Origin of the sequence: Micromonospora sp. NPDC001898 (assembly GCF_042891255.1) — a bacterium.
GTDB lineage: Bacteria > Actinomycetota > Actinomycetes > Mycobacteriales > Micromonosporaceae > Micromonospora.
This window is the reverse complement of record NZ_JBIATC010000009.1, coordinates 40166-55772: the sequence shown is the minus strand read 5'-3', so window position 1 is coordinate 55772 and position 15607 is coordinate 40166. Positions and strand designations below refer to the sequence as shown.

15 protein-coding genes and 1 pseudogene are annotated in these 15607 nt (G+C 68.5%); 8 read left to right on the top strand and 8 right to left on the bottom strand.

Annotated features, from left to right (window positions below):
- Window positions 1-185 precede the first annotated feature (185 nt).
- Genes ACFYZF_RS20090 through ACFYZF_RS20080 form a run of 3 tightly spaced genes read left to right on the top strand, consistent with a single transcriptional unit; the run spans window position 186 to window position 2807 of the window.
- A complete protein-coding gene (locus ACFYZF_RS20090; protein WP_387022868.1) occupies window positions 186-1658 on the top strand; it encodes an MFS transporter in 1473 nt (490 codons plus the stop codon).
- An 8-nt stretch (window positions 1659-1666) separates the two neighbouring features.
- Window positions 1667-2239, top strand: a complete 573-nt coding sequence (locus ACFYZF_RS20085; RefSeq protein WP_387022867.1) for a TetR/AcrR family transcriptional regulator — start codon at window positions 1667-1669, stop codon at window positions 2237-2239.
- Between the two features lie 37 nt (window positions 2240-2276).
- Window positions 2277-2807: an AAA family ATPase gene (locus ACFYZF_RS20080; protein WP_387022865.1), complete on the top strand. Its 531-nt coding sequence runs from the start codon at window positions 2277-2279 to the stop codon at window positions 2805-2807.
- A gap of 425 nt (window positions 2808-3232) precedes the next feature.
- Here the strand turns inward: ACFYZF_RS20080 and ACFYZF_RS20075 are convergent.
- The 3 genes and pseudogenes from ACFYZF_RS20075 to ACFYZF_RS20065 form a co-directional block, all read right to left on the bottom strand.
- Window positions 3233-3367 (bottom strand): annotated as a pseudogene (locus ACFYZF_RS20075) (helix-turn-helix domain-containing protein); the annotation flags it as partial.
- Between the two features lie 451 nt (window positions 3368-3818).
- The gene (locus ACFYZF_RS20070) at window positions 3819-4358 is read right to left on the bottom strand and encodes a hypothetical protein (protein WP_387022863.1); all 540 of its coding nucleotides are present in this window, start codon (window positions 4356-4358) and stop codon (window positions 3819-3821) included.
- A gap of 150 nt (window positions 4359-4508) precedes the next feature.
- Complete coding sequence (locus tag ACFYZF_RS20065; RefSeq protein ID WP_387022861.1) at window positions 4509-4676, bottom strand: hypothetical protein; 168 nt, start codon at window positions 4674-4676, stop codon at window positions 4509-4511.
- A 153-nt stretch (window positions 4677-4829) separates the two neighbouring features.
- Here ACFYZF_RS20065 and ACFYZF_RS20060 point away from each other — a divergent pair, with 153 nt between their 5' ends.
- Window positions 4830-5063, top strand: a complete 234-nt coding sequence (locus tag ACFYZF_RS20060) for a helix-turn-helix domain-containing protein (protein ID WP_387022859.1) — start codon at window positions 4830-4832, stop codon at window positions 5061-5063.
- A gap of 271 nt (window positions 5064-5334) precedes the next feature.
- Here the strand turns inward: ACFYZF_RS20060 and ACFYZF_RS20055 are convergent, their stop codons facing one another.
- Window positions 5335-5769: a GNAT family N-acetyltransferase gene (locus ACFYZF_RS20055; protein WP_387022857.1), complete on the bottom strand. Its 435-nt coding sequence runs from the start codon at window positions 5767-5769 to the stop codon at window positions 5335-5337.
- Window positions 5770-6885: 1116 nt separating this feature from the next.
- Here ACFYZF_RS20055 and ACFYZF_RS20050 point away from each other — a divergent pair.
- Entirely contained in the window at window positions 6886-7914 is a 1029-nt protein-coding gene (locus tag ACFYZF_RS20050) for a glycoside hydrolase family 43 protein (RefSeq protein ID WP_387022856.1), read from the top strand.
- 26 nt (window positions 7915-7940) lie between these two features.
- Window positions 7941-8705, top strand: a complete 765-nt coding sequence (locus ACFYZF_RS20045) for an endonuclease/exonuclease/phosphatase family protein (protein ID WP_387022855.1) — start codon at window positions 7941-7943, stop codon at window positions 8703-8705.
- An 87-nt stretch (window positions 8706-8792) separates the two neighbouring features.
- Here the strand turns inward: ACFYZF_RS20045 and ACFYZF_RS20040 are convergent, their stop codons facing one another.
- On the bottom strand, window positions 8793-9071 hold the full coding sequence (locus ACFYZF_RS20040; protein ID WP_387023141.1) for a hypothetical protein: 279 nt from the start codon (window positions 9069-9071) through the stop codon (window positions 8793-8795).
- Between the two features lie 835 nt (window positions 9072-9906).
- Between ACFYZF_RS20040 and ACFYZF_RS20035 the strand changes: the two genes are divergently transcribed.
- Together ACFYZF_RS20035 and ACFYZF_RS20030 are read left to right on the top strand one after the other, a co-directional pair.
- Window positions 9907-10419, top strand: coding sequence for a hypothetical protein (locus tag ACFYZF_RS20035; RefSeq protein WP_387022853.1), 513 nt, complete (start codon window positions 9907-9909; stop codon window positions 10417-10419).
- A 123-nt stretch (window positions 10420-10542) separates the two neighbouring features.
- Window positions 10543-10779: a hypothetical protein gene (locus tag ACFYZF_RS20030; RefSeq protein WP_387022851.1), complete on the top strand. Its 237-nt coding sequence runs from the start codon at window positions 10543-10545 to the stop codon at window positions 10777-10779.
- Between the two features lie 499 nt (window positions 10780-11278).
- Here the strand turns inward: ACFYZF_RS20030 and ACFYZF_RS20025 are convergent, their stop codons facing one another.
- From ACFYZF_RS20025 to ACFYZF_RS20015, 3 genes are all read right to left on the bottom strand, one after another.
- On the bottom strand, window positions 11279-11836 hold the full coding sequence (locus ACFYZF_RS20025) for an RICIN domain-containing protein (RefSeq protein ID WP_387022849.1): 558 nt from the start codon (window positions 11834-11836) through the stop codon (window positions 11279-11281).
- A gap of 1160 nt (window positions 11837-12996) precedes the next feature.
- The gene (locus ACFYZF_RS20020; RefSeq protein WP_387022847.1) at window positions 12997-14061 is read right to left on the bottom strand and encodes a methyltransferase; all 1065 of its coding nucleotides are present in this window, start codon (window positions 14059-14061) and stop codon (window positions 12997-12999) included.
- A gap of 76 nt (window positions 14062-14137) precedes the next feature.
- Window positions 14138-15601, bottom strand: a complete 1464-nt coding sequence (locus ACFYZF_RS20015; protein WP_387022845.1) for a M28 family peptidase — start codon at window positions 15599-15601, stop codon at window positions 14138-14140.
- Window positions 15602-15607 lie beyond the last annotated feature (6 nt).

Below are 15607 nucleotides of genomic sequence, written 5' to 3'. Positions count from 1 at the left end.
GTCGGTGACCAAGGCTGCCGCCCCGGGGCCGGCCATGGGCGCCTGAAGCGATCGGGGACGTGCGACACAGATCCAGCCGACCATCTGGTCGGTAGTGCTAGGTTCGATGGATGGTAGAAGCGACCGAGCTTCCTCGGGCCGCCGGCCGGCGGGAGTGGGCCGCCCTCGGTGTCCTGACCCTCGCGGTGGTGCTGCTCGCCGTGGACGGGACCGTGCTGGCCCTTGCCGTGCCGGCGTTGACGGCGGATCTGAACCCGTCCGCGACGCAGTTGCTCTGGATCGGCGACATCTACTCGTTCGCGCTGGCCGGCCTGCTGGTGACGATGGGCAACCTGGCCGACCGGATCGGCCGGAAACGGTTGCTGCTGATCGGCAGCGTCGGGTTCGGGCTGGCATCCGTCCTCGCCGCGTTCGCGCCGTCGGCCGAGTTGCTCATCGCGGCCCGGGTCCTGCTGGGCGTGAGCGGTGCCACTCTGATGCCCTCGACCTTGTCGATCATCCGCAACATGTTCGAGGTCCCGGCCCAGCGCACGCGGGCGATCGCGATCTGGTCCGCGGGCGCCACCGGTGGCGCGGCGCTCGGACCGTTGGTGGGCGGGGCACTACTGGAACAGTTCTGGTGGGGCTCGGTCTTCCTCATCAACGTCCCGGTGATGGTCGTTCTGCTGATCGCCGGAGCACTCCTGCTGCCGGAGTCGCGCAACCCCGACTCGGGGCCGATCGACCTGCTGTCGGCCGCGCTGTCCGTGGCGGCGATCCTGCCGGTCGTGTACGCGGTCAAGCACACGGTGTCCGCCGGCTTCGATCCCCAGGGTGTTGGGGTCGCACTGATCGGCCTGGCCGCAGGGGTCTGGTTCGTCCGGCGTCAGCGTCGACTCACGTACCCGCTCGTCGACGTCTCGCTGTTCCGAACGCCCGCCTTCGCCGGCGCGGTGAGCGCGAACACGATCTCGATCTTCGCCTTCAGCGGACTCCTGTTCTTCTTCTCCCAGTACCTGCAACTGGTCCGTGGCTTCAGCCCGCTGCGGGCAGGCATCGCCGAGCTGCCGTCGACGATCGCCGCGATCGGGGTGATCTTCTTCGTCGGCGCGATGATCACACGGCTCGGCCGTGGACCCGCGATCGGAGCCGGACTTCTGGTCGCCGCCATGGGGCTCGTCCTGCTCGCGGTGGCGGAGGGCCTGCCGACCTATCTGTGGATCGCCGTCGCCATCGCCGTCATCGGACTGGGCGTGGGTGTCTCGATGACCCTGGCAACCGACGCCGTCATCGACGCCGTGCCCCGTGAACGTGCCGGCGCGGCCTCGTCGATCTCCGAGACCGGCTACGAGTTGGGCATCGCCCTCGGCATCGCCGTTCTCGGTTCCATCCAGACGCTCTTCTACCGGCTCCGGCTCACGGTTCCCGCCGACGTGTCACAGCAGGACCGTGAGGCGGTGACCGAGTCACTCGCCTCCGCGACCCGCGTCCTCGCGGACCGTGGCCCCGAAGCCATGGCGCTGCTCGAACAGGCACGGCACGCCTTCACCGGCGGCATGCAGGTCACCGCCGTCATAGCGGCGGCGCTCACGCTCCTCGCCGGCATCATCGCCTGGCGCGTGATACCTCCTGCAGGAAAGCGTCCCGTCCAGCCAGCCGATCCACAGAAGCGAAACTAGGACAGCAGATGCCAGGCGATCCGACACCGCACACGCGGAACACCGAACGAACCCGCCGTGCCGTCCTCGACGCCACAGCCCGCGCGCTCGCCACCCATGGGGGCGGCGTCACGCTGGTCAGCATCGCGGAAGAAGCAGGCGTGTCCAAGGGCGGACTGCTGCACCACTACCCCACGCGCAACGTGCTCCTGCTCGCGGTCGCAACCGACGTGCTGGAACGATTCCGAGCGGAGGTCATGAGGTTCCTCGATCTCTCCGAGAACCACCCCGGCAAGGTCCTACGCGCCTACGTCCGGGCGCTGTGCGGCGGCAGCGCCGAGGCGATGAACTTCTTCGCCTACTCCGGGCTGTGGAACAGCGTGCACATGGTGCCCGGCGTGACCGAAGCCGCCCAGGCCGACGCCGAACAGTGGGCCGACGCCTTCGCGCAGGACGGCCTGCACCCCGACTGCGTCCTCATCGTCCAGTACGCAGCCGAAGGCATGGCGGCAGCCGCGCACTACGACCCGTCGATCACCGCCGACCGGCTCGCGCACGCCCGCGAACTCCTCATCGCCCTCACCAATCGCAACGCTCCGTGACAAGATGCCGGGCCGCTGGCGGGCGTACGCTGCCGCGATGAGCGCACCATCTCGCATCCTGATCTACGGGGTGTACGGCGCGGGCAAGTCCACCCTCGCGGCGCGCCTGGCCGAGCGCCTCGGGGTGCCGTGGTACCCGGTCGACGACCTGCTCTGGCAGCCCGGCTGGGTCGAGGTGCCGGTCGCGCAGCAGCGCAGCCGGATCGAGGAGATCTGCCGACGGGACCGCTGGATTCTCGACGGGGCGTACCACGGGTGGCGGGATGTGCCACTGGCTCGCGCCGACCTGGTGGTCTGCCTGGACTACCCGCGTCGGTTCTCCGCGTGGCGGCTGCTGCGCCGTACCGTGCGTCGGCTGGTGACGGGGGAGGAGATCTGCAACGGCAACCGCGAGTCGCTGGGCAGTGTGCTGTCCCGGGACTCGATCCTGGTGTGGCACGTCACCGCGTTCGGCCGGGCTCGCCGGCGGATGCGGGCCTGGCAGACGGATCCGTCCGGGCCGCCGGTGTTGTTGTTTCGCTCCCCGGCAGCCCTGGACCGCTGGGTGACCGGTCTACCTGGCCGCTGAGAGGTTCGCCGGCGATGCCATCGGCCGGTGGCGGCGGTGACCGTGTCGTGGGTCCGTCGTTCGGCCTGGTCGAAGCGCATGGGTAGCAGTGGTGCGGTCTGGTCGAGGGCCTGGATCTGGGATTTCTCGTCGACGCAGACCACCACGGCCTTGTCCGGGGGGTCGAGGTAGAGCCCGACCACGTTGCGATCTTGGCTTCCAACTGCGAGTCGGTAGAGAACTTGAACGTCTCGGCCCGGTGGGGTTGCAGGCCCCAGTCCCGCCAGATCCGGGCGACCTCGGCGAAGCTGACCGGCGTGCCCGCCCTGGTCAACTGGTCGGCCAGGGTTCTGGCCGACCAGTGCGTGATCCCCAGGCCCTGCGGTGGTGGATTCAACGTCGCGCTCACCACGGCGGCCTCTATCGATGACCGGCGGGCGCCCAGTGCGCGGCAGGTCCGCCAAGGCGTCGATCCCGCCGGTGACGTACCGGGCCCGCCACCCGATGACGGTCTGGCGGGTCGTCCCGCCCCGCCGCGCGATCTCCGCGTTGGGCAGCCCTTCCGCCGCCAGCAACACCATCCGCGCCCGCTGCACATGCCCGGCCGGCGCGGTAGACGAACGGGTCAACTCACGAAGACGAACACCATCACCCAGACGGAGAACCAACGGCGCAGCTACAGAAACGCCTCACTCTTCCGCAACCCAACCGTAAAGCCACTTCAGACACGCGACACTAGGGCTATCTCGTGGATTTTGGTGGAGCGAGGCTGAGTCCGGGCGACGATCCGGCAAGGCGGAGGTTCGTCCGGATACCGGTGTCGTATCCGGACGAATCGTTTGGCGAACAGGGCGAGGTCATGGGCCGGGCCGATCGCAGCCGACAGTTCAGGCTGGGCCGGGCGCGACGAAGGAAAATTGCCGATCTCCGCGTTCGTACGCCGGCCGCCAACTGGTGCGGCACTTCCAGTTCGCGCGAGCTGAGCGGCTCGGCGGGCTTGTGCTGCACCGCGGCTCGCTCCCTGACGATGCACTAGAACCGCTGTGCTATTTTTCGCACCACAACGTTGGCATAATAGACCTGCAGGCGAGGCCCAGCGGGTGGCGTGGAGATGTCATGCAGACACTGCACATTGATCCGGTCCGGAGCAGTAAGGGTGACCAGGGCGGTGATGCTGGTGCTTTCATAGGAGCTGGCGAAAACCGAAACGGCATCCCCTCTCAGCAACCCGCCGGCCCCATTGAAGAGGCCACATCTCAGGGTGTCCGTCTGCGTAGTGGAATTGATGAGCATGGTCCCCATGGTGACGTCGTAGTGGCCGGCCGGCAGTACCGGTCCTGGCAGGACCGTGGTGAGACCGCCAGCGCCCTGTGCCAGGAAAACCGGCGCGGACGTCTGGTACTGCGTCGCCGCGGTGCCTGCCGACGGCCAACTCAACGGTCGCTCGGTGGAGTCGCACGCCTGGCCAGCCTCACTGTCAATCACGCGGAGCGCACCAGAGCCGATCGTGTAGCAGGCGCTGATCTGGCCGGAGCCGGAGTGGGGAATCGCCGCCGAGGCAATCGTGGGCATGATCGCCAGAGTTATCGCCAACAGCACCGCACCTGTCAGTAGACGCCTCGTTCTGCGGGGTCGGGGGGGCTGAAAGGTCATCATCTACTCCTTCGTGGTTCTCGAGGGATTCCGACTCGTTCTACATTGACTCACGGCGACAGGGGGCCGTCAGGGCACGTCCTGAGGTAATGACCTGTAGCGCAACTCGACGACTCCTGAAAGGTATCCCACATCTCGCGCGACCCGGTCAACAGCAAGATGTTCGTATTTACGTCTGTCGATAAAGACGCGCTCTGGATCGATGGCTTCGATCTCGGGCATGCTGAAGCCGATCACTGGCTCGCCGTCCGGACCGTTACCCTTTTACGGGATTTCTCCGCTAGTGTCGCGTGTCTGAAGTGGCTTTACGGTTGGGTTGCGGGAGAGTGAGGCGTTTCTGTAGCTGCGCCGTTGGTTCTCCGTCTGGGTGATGGTGTTCGTCTTCGTGAGTTGACCCGTTCGTCTACCGCGCCGGCCGGGCATGTGCAGCGGGCGCGGATGGTGTTGCTGGCGGCGGAAGGGCTGCCCAACGCGGAGATCGCGCGGCGGGGCGGGACGACCCGCCAGGCCGTCATCGGGTGGCGGGCCCGGTACGTCACCGGCGGGATCGACGCCTTGGCGGACCTGCCGCGCACTGGGCGCCCGCCGGTCATCGAGGCACCTTCACCAGCGCGCCGGACCTGATCAACGCGATCCGCACCTTCATCGACGCCTACAACGAACGCTGCCAACCGTTCGTCTGGACCAAGACCGCCGACCAGATCCTCACCAAGACCAACCGTCAAAGAACTGAGACACGCGACACTGGCAGCCCTCGCCCAGTCCTGCGCTCGGGGCTGGGTGACAATCTGGGTGACGACGGCGTAAAGGCGGCGGTGGACGTCCACGGACCACGGTGGATGGCTGTGCCAGCCGGGGCCGGATGCTGCGGCAGGCAACCACCCGGACGTCAAAGCTAGAAGGCAACCACGTACTGGATGAAACCGCGGTTTTCGGCGACCTGGTCGTACAGCCGCCGGGCCGTGTGGTTGTCCTGCTTTGTAGTCCAGTACAGCCGATCACAGCCTTGCTGGCGAGCCCACGCCTCGGTGGCCCTGATCAGCGCCCGGGCGACTCCCTTGCCGCGCGCGTCGACAGCTGTGAACAGGTCTTGCAGATAACACACGTCGGGCGACGTCGTGCTGGCGTGGACCAAGAAATGGGCAATACCGACCAGTCGACCATCCAGCCGTGCCCCAAGCGCGTGCACTCGGGCGCCGCGCCGGAATTCCTGCCAGGCATGGTCATACCGCTCCGCGGGCCACGTGCGTCCATAGAAGGCGTTGTAGCCGCAAAACAGCTGCTCCCACACCGGACGGTCATCTGACTGGAGCCTGGTGACGCTGATCATCGGTCCCTTCCTCATCCAGTGAACAGGGGTGTGATCCCGTGAGCTCATGGCCACTCCGAGCGTCATCGTCCGGGACGAAGCACCACCCGTGTGGCAACCGGACCCTACAGTTCCCACGTTCAGCGTCAAAACATTGCAGGCGCAGACACTAGGCTTATGGCTCATTCGACTTCGATCTCCGCGCGTTGAAGTCAAGTCCGCATCCGAAGCATTTCTGTAAGACTCATGAGCGCAATGATTGCAGTGGCTTCCAATGCGGCCACAATGAGGCAGGCTGTAGACGATAGAGGTTAGTTCCTGACGGGACTGCGCGGAGATCCGGTCACGGTCGAGGATGGCGACGGCACGGTTGGCGAGGGCTTGTCCGGTGGTGGGGTGATCGTGGACGAGTCCGCGTCGGGCGGTGAGCAGTGCCCACAGGTTGTGGATGTTGAGGTCGATGAACGGTGGCTGGCATCGAGGCGTTCGACCAAGTGGCGCAGGAGTCTGGTGCCGCGCCATGCGGTGCTGGTGGTGGGCATGAAGGAGTCGTCGGATTGGTGGTAGGGGATTTCGCCGACCAGTAGGCCGAGTAGTTGAGGCCGCGCGTTGGCAGGCGTCGTCGGGGTGCGCGCGGGCGATGAAATCCCGGAGTGGTTCGGGGGGCGCTGTTGCGTTGGCGGATCGGTGGGCACGCCGGTGATACCTGCCCGACACCGCGCTCGACCAGCAGTTCCTCCACATCCCGGTAGGAGAGGTTGAACCGCAGATACCAACGGACCACCAGCACGATCACCTCAGGCGGAAAACCGGAATCGACGAACGCTGACGGCGGCGGGGACCAGGACCGGGCGCGGGACGACGACCACACCGGCCAAGCACGCCACACCGGGCAAGCCGAATTGGATCATGCTTTCGCCCAACGCAACAGACCCCCCGGGGCCGGTCGCCTATCGAATTCACCACCGTAAATGCACGAACAAAAGTAACGACAGTTCGGATGCCAGTGGCAGATATTGACAAGCCTAGGACTGGTGGGCACACTCGTCAATGCTCGGTGCGCTCGGATGGCGGCGCTCGCCGCGCCGCGCCGTCGGGCCCCAGCGGTCTTCGCCGTCCCTCTCCCGGAGGACTCACATGCCCCTGCCCAGGTTCCGGCGACCGCTGCTGGCCGCCGTCGCGGCGGTCGCGCTCGCCGCCGTCGGCGCCGTCGCCGCCCCCGCCTCGGCCGCCACCCCGCAGCCCGTCTACGCCCCGGCCGGCGGCATCGCCGACCCCGGGGTGGTGCGGCACAACGACAACTTCTTCGTGTTCGCCACCGGCGGTCGGGCCCCGGTGTACCGCGGTGGCACCGCTTCGGGGCCGTGGACCAGCCTCGGCACGGTGCTCGGGTCGGTTCCCGGATGGGCCGAGAGTGGCGCGGTGTGGGCACCGGATGCGGTGCACACACCGGCCGGCTGGGTGCTGTACTACTCGGCCCCGGCCAAGGGCAAGAACGGGCAGCGGTGCATCGGCGTCGCGACCTCCGACACCGTCGGCGGGACGTACCAGCCGGTCGGCGACGCCCCGCTGATCTGCCCGGGTGGCACGCATGGTGCCGACGACGCCGCGCCGGGCCGGCCGGTGGCCGCCGCCGGCGTCATCGACCCGGCACCGTTCGAGGACACCGAGGGCCGCCGGTTCGTGCTGTACAAGACGCAGCAGACGCCGTCGTCGATCCGGATGCTGCGGGTCAACGACAACGGCACCCGCTGGATCGGCAACCCCAGCGCCGAACTGGTCCGCAGCGCCGGCATCATCGAGAACCCGGTGCTGCGCCAGCGGGGCTCCACGTTCGTGCTGTTCGCCTCCCGGTACGGCTACAACAACTGCAGCTACGCCACGGTGTACCTCACCTCCACGGACCGGTGGAACTTCCACGGCCAGGCGGAGCACCCGCTGCTCACCACTGGCAACACCGGCATCTGCGGCCCGGGCGGCGCGGACCTCGTCCCGGCCCTAGTCGAGGACGAGCAGCGGATCTTCCTGCACGGCTGGGTCTGCTCCGGCACCACCCCGTGCCGGCAAGGGGCCGACGGCTCGCTGCCCGCCGGGGCCCGCCGCGCCCTGTACGCCGCGATCCTGCGCTGGGACGGCGCGACGCCCCGCGTCGGCGCGTTCCTGTGACCCACCACCGAGCAAGAAAGGACGACATGCGCATCAGAGCACGCATCGCCGGCCTGCTGGCCGCCGTGCTGGCCGCCGGGGCACTCACCATCGTGACGTTCGCGGGGCCGGCGTCGGCCGCCGCCATGGAGCTGCGGGTGGTGACCGCCAACCTGGCGTTCCGCCAGGCCCCCGGCGTCCGGCAGGACTGGACGAAGATCGGCCCGTACGCCGACATCGTCTTCTTCCAGGAGGCGAAGAACGTCCGGCTCGCCGACGTCCTCGGCGACGGGTGGATCGTCCGGCAGGACACCTCCGCGGAGGACCGGCAGGGCAGCGCGGTGGCGATCCGCCGCGCGCTGGCCGCCGAGATCGTCGACTTCGAGCTGGTCAAGGGCACCGACGGCGCGTCCTGCGGCGGCGAGCCCATCATGACCCGGTGGATCACCAAGCTGCGTCTGCGGCTCACCAACGGCCGACCGGTGCGGCTCGCGTCGCTGCACATGCCGCCGCCGCGCTGCCAGTCCGGGCCCGGCAGCCCGTATGCCGTGATGGCCGACAACGTGGTCGAGTTCGCCAACCGGTCCGACGTGCTGACGATCCTCGGCGCAGACTGGAACAAGATCGTCGACCAGGACCCCAACGAGATCGGCGCGCGCACCGGCCTCAAGCCGCGCGGCCCGAACAGCGGCCTACGCATCGACGGCTTTTACGTCTCGCCTGCCATCACCACCCGGGACGTGCGCCACCTCGAACAGACCGGCAGCGACCACCGGCCGGTCCAGATGCACGTCGGGATCCCGACGGCGTAGTACCCGCCGGCCGGCGCGGCAGCCGTGGCGGCGCCGCCGCCGGTCAGGGGGCGGATGGCCCGAGACCACGACGCATGACCAGAACGGCTAACGAATCAACTCGAACGAGGCCATCCCGGAGGTCAACGTCGATTCGTCTGGGTCAGTGCGTCCGGCCAGGTAGGTGCCGAGCATGGTGTACACGCTGCGCAGACCGGCTGGCGAGTGGTCCGGGGCCTCGGTCACCACGGCGATCTGGCGCGGACCGCCTGGGGCGAAGCCGTCAGCGCCTCGCCGCCCTGGATCGCCGTCACCCGCGAGCGCCTTGCGGCCGGGGACATTGACCCCGTGGACGCCGTCGCCGAAGCCCTCTGGCATCACCGCCATGCCCGTAGGGCGGGACGGTGACCGATGGGAGCCATCTACACCTCGGCGGCCTTCCGCGAGTACGTCAGGGCGCAGGTGGCCTACGCGGACATCCTGCTGACCAAGCACTCCGAGTCGGCCCCTGAGCCTGTGCCGCTGCGGCCGACTCCATCCCTGCGACGATCGCCGACACTGGCTGGAGATGCGAACCCACTTCAGGCAGTTCCTCGTCGGGGAGCAGTACAGCAGCGAAGTACAGCAACCCAGCCCACCGAACCCGCCCCACCGAACCCAACCCGAAGCGACCCCAGCACGCCGGCCAACCTCGAATGACACCCGATCCGACCGGCCTGCCGAGAGTTCGGGACGAAGAGGTCGTCGGTTCGAATCCGGCCACCCCCGACAGAGGTCAGAGGAAAATTTCCTCGATGAATGTGCCCTCCGGTGCTGCTATGCAGCAGACGGCACGGCGGACATGACACAGGTCGAGGCCCGGACGGATTGACGGCGAGCTGCGAGGCCCACGCGGTCTAGGGTGCGCGACGGCTGAAGCCACGCGCGCTGGTAGCGTGACGCGTCTCGCGCGAGAGGTGGAGTTTGCCCGGTGCTCAGGATGGCGCTGCGTAGGTCAGTCGCGGTGGTGGCCGTCTGCATGGTGACCGCGTGCGGTTCTTCAACGGTTCATACGGCGGATCGATCACGGGGCGAAACGATCCCCTCCACGGCGCAGGCGACGGGCTCGGCCACAGCCACGAAGCCAGCCTCCCCAGCAGTTCCGGCGACCGGCGGGTCCGGCTACTCCGCGACGCTTTCCGCACGCTTGCTGACCACGGACTCACTGCCGCCCGGATTCACTGTGGAGATCGCGACAGTCATGGCGTCGGATGCTGGAAATCAACGCTCAGGCGTCGACGTGTCCTGTTCGGAGAGCATGATCCCGCTGCTGTCGGCCACGCGCCTAACCGGGACTCCGTCCGCGATGGCCGCAGCCACCCTCAGCCATGACGCGGATCCCGATGACCCCTGGGTGGGAACCGAAGTCCTCAGGACCTACGCCGACGACGGCGCACGACGAGCAATGACCGACCTGCGAACCCTCATCAGCCGTTGCCCCAGCGTCGCGTCGTCCCGCTTCGGCGACAACTACCGCTACGCAACGGCACCAGGGCCGCGGCTGGGCGATGACAGTATTCACGTCAGCTGCAGCATGACGTCCGGTTCTGGCACGCTGGAATCCGGCAGCATACTCGTCCGGATCGGAACCACTTTGGTGGCCGTCCAGGAGGCGGGCAACTTAGCCGGCGACCGCAAATTCCTCACCCAGCTCGTTGAAGCTGCGCTCCGCAGATACCAGACGACCGAATCCTGAACGGCCTTACGTGCCCCGGACGACGGGGGCTGTTTGTGCAGGTGAGTGCCTGTGGCACTGCTGGTCAAGATCGCTCGTTGGTTGCTTGGCGGTCAAGGCGTTTAGCCGTGAGACAGTGGTCGAGTGGGTCGCATCTATCCGGAGTTCCAGTTCGACGCACCCGGCGAGCACCGGGAGTGCTTCCATGACATCGCGCTTGCGATGGTGTCACGGCATGGGGTGACGTACGAGGAGGCGGTACGCGTGATCAGTCGTCTCTGGGGGGAGCAGGACCACTTCGGCGAGTACAACTGGCTGATCTTCCATGAGGACCCCGAATACTGGGCGGATCACCTGCACAGACTCCGCATCGATTGGTGATGGCGAAGGACGCCCGGCGGTCTGGGGCAGGCAGGGGCACACAAGACACCGTGAAACGTCGTCAACCGGCGAGCAGGCCATGGCAGCCCGCGACGCCATGTGAGCAGGTGTCGGACAACATCGCCGCCACGACACGCCGCGCTCGTGCAGGATCCGCCGCACGGTCTCGACGCTGACCTCCGCGACGTGGCCGGCGGCGACCAGATAGTCGCGCGGCTTGGTCAGGGACCAGCAGGAGAAGGATCGGCCGAGGAAGTGGGGGTCGCACCGGGCGATGACGCAGATCCAGTCTCAGGTCTGCGTCATCGATCCGTCCCGGTGCGCCCCGCTCCACTGTGGGTTCAGCGCGTCGAACCCCGATCGTTGAAGGCGTGGATCACGTACCGGACCTCTGGCCGTCTACCCAGCGGCCACCATCCCCCACGCGAGTCGCAGGGAACAGCCTGCGACACGTCCTCAGAACCGACGGATTACACGGTAAACGTTCGAAGACGCGGCACTAGATGCTGGCGTTCCACCGCGTGAAGATGGGGTACGGGGCGCTGCCGCCACCGCAGACCTCCTGGTGCGCCTTCGACTTGTACACCAAGGCGTACACGGCTGCGCACCCGCCGCTGTGCATGGCCATCAGGTATCCGCTGGACGAGTCGTAGAGCCACTGCTGGTTCGGCACGTTCATGCAGATGTACTGCTGGACGACCGCGCCGGCGGCACTGCTCGTGTCGCGGACGTCCAGGCACTTCTGGCTGGCGACGTTGCGTAGCTGGCCGTAACCGGGGGTCGCGCCCGGGATGTACTCCCACTGCTGGTTGGTGCCACCGTTGCAGTTGTACTGCTGGACCTGCAACTGGTTCGAGGTGGAACCGCCGGGGACGTCCAGGCACATCGGATTGCCCACCACGATCGTCGCGCGGTTGACGATTGTCGTGGTGGAGAACATCGGCCCGGTCGTGGACGCCGGCGCCGCGGACGTCGGCGCAGATCCGGCGACCACGCCGGTGGCCGCGGCGAGGACGGCCATAAGGGCGGCGGACAGGCTCCGTCTGAAGTTGAACATGATGCTCCTCTACAGGCATGTCGAAGCTGTGGCGCGAGGCCACTGACGAACAGGATTGGTTGCGTTTCCCGGATGTTTCGCGGCCCGGTCAGCATTCGGGCCGCAGGGTGCGGTGGAGTCGATGGACCCTTCCGGCGAGGTGGCGGCCGAGAGGAACGGCGGCAATAGCAACCCGGCCGTGCCGGATTGGATATGCGCAGCCCGGAGCAGGTAGCCCCAGGTGCAGGATCCTCGGTCGACACCTACCTTTTCTGCCAGGCTCGCTGGGCGCGCACCCGCCGCTGGCAGTGCCTTTCGTCGCGGACGTCGAGGCATTCATGGCTGTGTCTGGCGAGGTGGTTCCGCCGAACGCGTCTTGGCGTATCCCGCCCACCAGGTTGGCGATGGAGGTGTGCGCCGTCGAGGCTGAAGCGGTGGCGGCGCTGGGCGGGGTGCTCGCGGTGGCGGCGGGCCGGAGCGGGGGAGCAGCCGCGAACACTGTTTTTGTTCACCTCGGTCTCATAAGATCCTTTCGGAGGTTCGAGACGTCTTTGCCTACCGATCGATAATCACCAACTCCTCGGCAGGCGAAAAAGTAACATGACCGTTACGCTCGCCGCAAGTATTCGTCATATCCACTCTGCGTCAGGTTGATCGTGTCTGAGTGGTGTGGCCAGTGAATCCATGCGCTGTGGTGCGGTCATTGATCGACTACTCCGGACCATGGCTGGAGCCTTGCCGCAGCCACTCGTCGCACTTGTCCTGGTCCGCACATTTACCGACAAGGAGCGGTGCGCGCCGGTGTGGGCGCGCAAGCGGTAGACCAAGTTCTCTTGCCATGCTATTTGCCGTCGACCCGCCCATTTAGGATGCGGCCCGGCGTGATCTTCAACCCCGCTTGTCGTGGTCTCGGGCTATTCGAGGTCTTCGTTCTCTCGGTGCAGTTGTTCGGCTGGTGGCCGGTGGCGGCGTCGCCGCTGTCCCCCAGCAGCGGGTTGAACAGATCGAGCTGGCGATGGCGTAGAAGGTGGTTGAGGTGAGGCCGTCGAGTCGCACCCGGCCCGGGGTGTTCCGCAAGACCGGGGTCACCTCGGGCGGGTCTGGTCACCCGGTTCGCGGCACAGACCGGTGCGGTTCCCCGGCGCGGGGAGCGGTGAGGCCGACACCCTCGGCAGGGGGCGTCAGCGCGGCGTCTCCCCGGTGTTCGGCGTGCGCCGCGTCGCGCCGCTGTGGCCGACGCTGTCGACGGTGGCGGCGATCAGGCACATCCCGGAGCTGCCCAGTCGCGGTGCGGAGGGCGTGAAGCCGGCCCGGGTGAGCAGTGCGTGGTACTCGTCGGGCGTGCGGTCCTGGCCGGCGAAGAGCACCATCATCGTCAGATCCCGTAGCGCCGCCTGCGGATCGGCGCTGTCGTGGGCCTTCTCGACCAGGAGCAGTTGGCTGCCGGCCGGCATGACGTCCCGGACGGTGCGCAGAATGTCCACGGCGGCAGCATCCGGCCAGTTGTGGATGACCGACTTGAGGATGTAGACGTCACCACCGCTCGGCACCGCCCGGCGGATGTCGCCGGTCTGCACGGCACACCGCTCGTCCAGGCCGGCCTCCCGCACGGTCGCTGCGGCGTGTGCCGCCATCGAACCCTGTTCGACGGCGAGCCCCCGGGCCTTCGGGTAGCGGGCCAGGACACCACACAGCAACGTGGCGTCGCCCGCCCCCAGGTCCACCACGAGCCGCGCGGCGGTGAAGTCGTAGAGCGCGAGGATCTCGGACAGGGCCCGGGCGGAGTTCCAGCGCATGGTACGGGCGAAACCGGCGGCGAGGTCCGGCTTCCCCGCCGCCATCTCCCACAGCCCGCGTCCGTGTCGGGCGTGGAACGCTGACTCGCCGGTGAGCAGGCAGTGGTCCAGTTCCTGCCAGGCGCCGTAGTACTCGTCGCCGGACATCAGGGCCTGACCGTGCAGCGAACCGGTGTCGCGCCGCAGCAGCCGCCCGAGCGGCGTGACGCGGTACGTGCCGTCGGGCTCGCACCGGACGATTCCGAGCCCCTCCAGGGCCGGCAGGTACCGGTTCAGCGCGGGCGCCGGTATTCCGGTCCGCGCGCTGATGCCGGCGACCGGAAGGGCGTCCTCGGCCAACAGGTCGGGTATCCGGAAGCGAGCCGCCGAGGCGAGCAGTTGCGTGACGGCGTGTCCTTGAAGCAGCGTGGCGAGACGTTCGACCTGGGCAGGATCGGGCGGTACTTCCACTGTCGGACCCCTTCTCGCGTACGGAATCGGTGCCGCCCGCCCTCCGTGGACGCGTTGCCGGCCGGTGCTGCTCCGCTCAGCCCCGGACAGGCGGGTACGCGGCCTGCCGGCCCGGCCCCGCAGCGGTCGCCGCCCGGACGTCCCGGACGTCCTCGGCCAGCCGCCCGAGCACCCACGCCACGGCGGGAACGTTGGCGTCCAGGGCCTCCCGGTTGAGGGTGTCGAGCCGGTCGCAGCGCTGGTGGTAGCAGTGGTCGAACATCTGCCCGGCCAGGCCCCCGAAGCGGGCCTGCTGCGCCGGCGTCTTGACCTGTAGGTTGCCGCCGTCGATCCCGCCGGTCGGGATGCCCACGGCCTCGAACGCCAGGTGGTCGGACCCGACGGACTCCGGGCCGGTGCGCTCGTAGGGCAGCCCCCGCCGGTCGAAGTACCCGGCGAACAGGTCGGCGAGCACGTGTCCGCCGCCGGTCCCCGGGTCCCAGACGAAGCGACCGAAGTTGGGCGAGGCGATCAGCTCCCCGTTGAGCACGGCCGCGACGCGCCGCCGCTCGTCGCCGGAAAGCGCGGCCACGTAGTGCCCGGAGCCGACGTTGACCATCTCCTCCGCGCCCCACCAGGCGAACCGCACCTTGTTGGTCACGGCGTGCTGACGGTTGGCCAGCGCCAGGGCCACCTGTAGGACCGTGGCGGCCATCGCCGCGTTGTCGTTCATCCCGGGTGCCTCGGGGACGCTGTCGAGGTGGGCGCCGAGCAGCACGACGTTGTCCGGGTCGCCGCCGGCGGTCTCGGCGAGCACGTTCACGGTGGTCCGGGCGACGGCCCCGGCCCGCAGCGTCAGGTGCACGCGGGCGCCGTCGCCGCGCGCGGCGCGTGCCAGCGCCTCCCCGTCCCGCTGGGCGACCGAGGCGGTCGGGATCGTGAACGCCTCCGGGGTGAAGGCGTGGAACCGGTAGCTGTTCTCCGGGGACGGGGTGACGTAGTACAGCAGCACCCCCCGTGCGCCCAGGCCGGCGGCGACCTGCTGCTGACGGGTGTAGCCGCAGGCGGCCCGCGCGAGCACCACGACCGCCCCGGCGGCGTCGACGCCGGCGTAGTCGGCCGGGTCGCAGCCGGTGCGCCCGTCGATCGGCGCCGCCACGGGCGCCTCGATGCCCTCGGCCGGCGTCGACGGGGTGAACCGGGTCATCAGCACCGGCACGTCACCGCCGCCGGCCCCGTCGACCCGTAGCCGCTCGGTGGTGATGTCGAAGTCGGTGTAGGGGACGGTCTGCTCCACGACCTGGTACCCCGCGGCCCGCAGCACGGTGCTGACGTACCGGGCCGAGCGGGCGAACCCGACGCGGTTGTAGCCGCGGTCGCCGCCGCTGGCGTCGGCGATGTGCTGGAGCGCCGTCAGGTGACGGTGGACCCCGGCGCCGGTGACGGTCGCGGCCAGCCGGTCGGCCAGGGACCCCGGCGCGGCCCGGGCGGCGCCGCCCGGGGGCAGGGCGACACCGGCCAGCAACAACGCGCCGACCAGCCCGGCCAGTCTGTGGTACACCCTCAC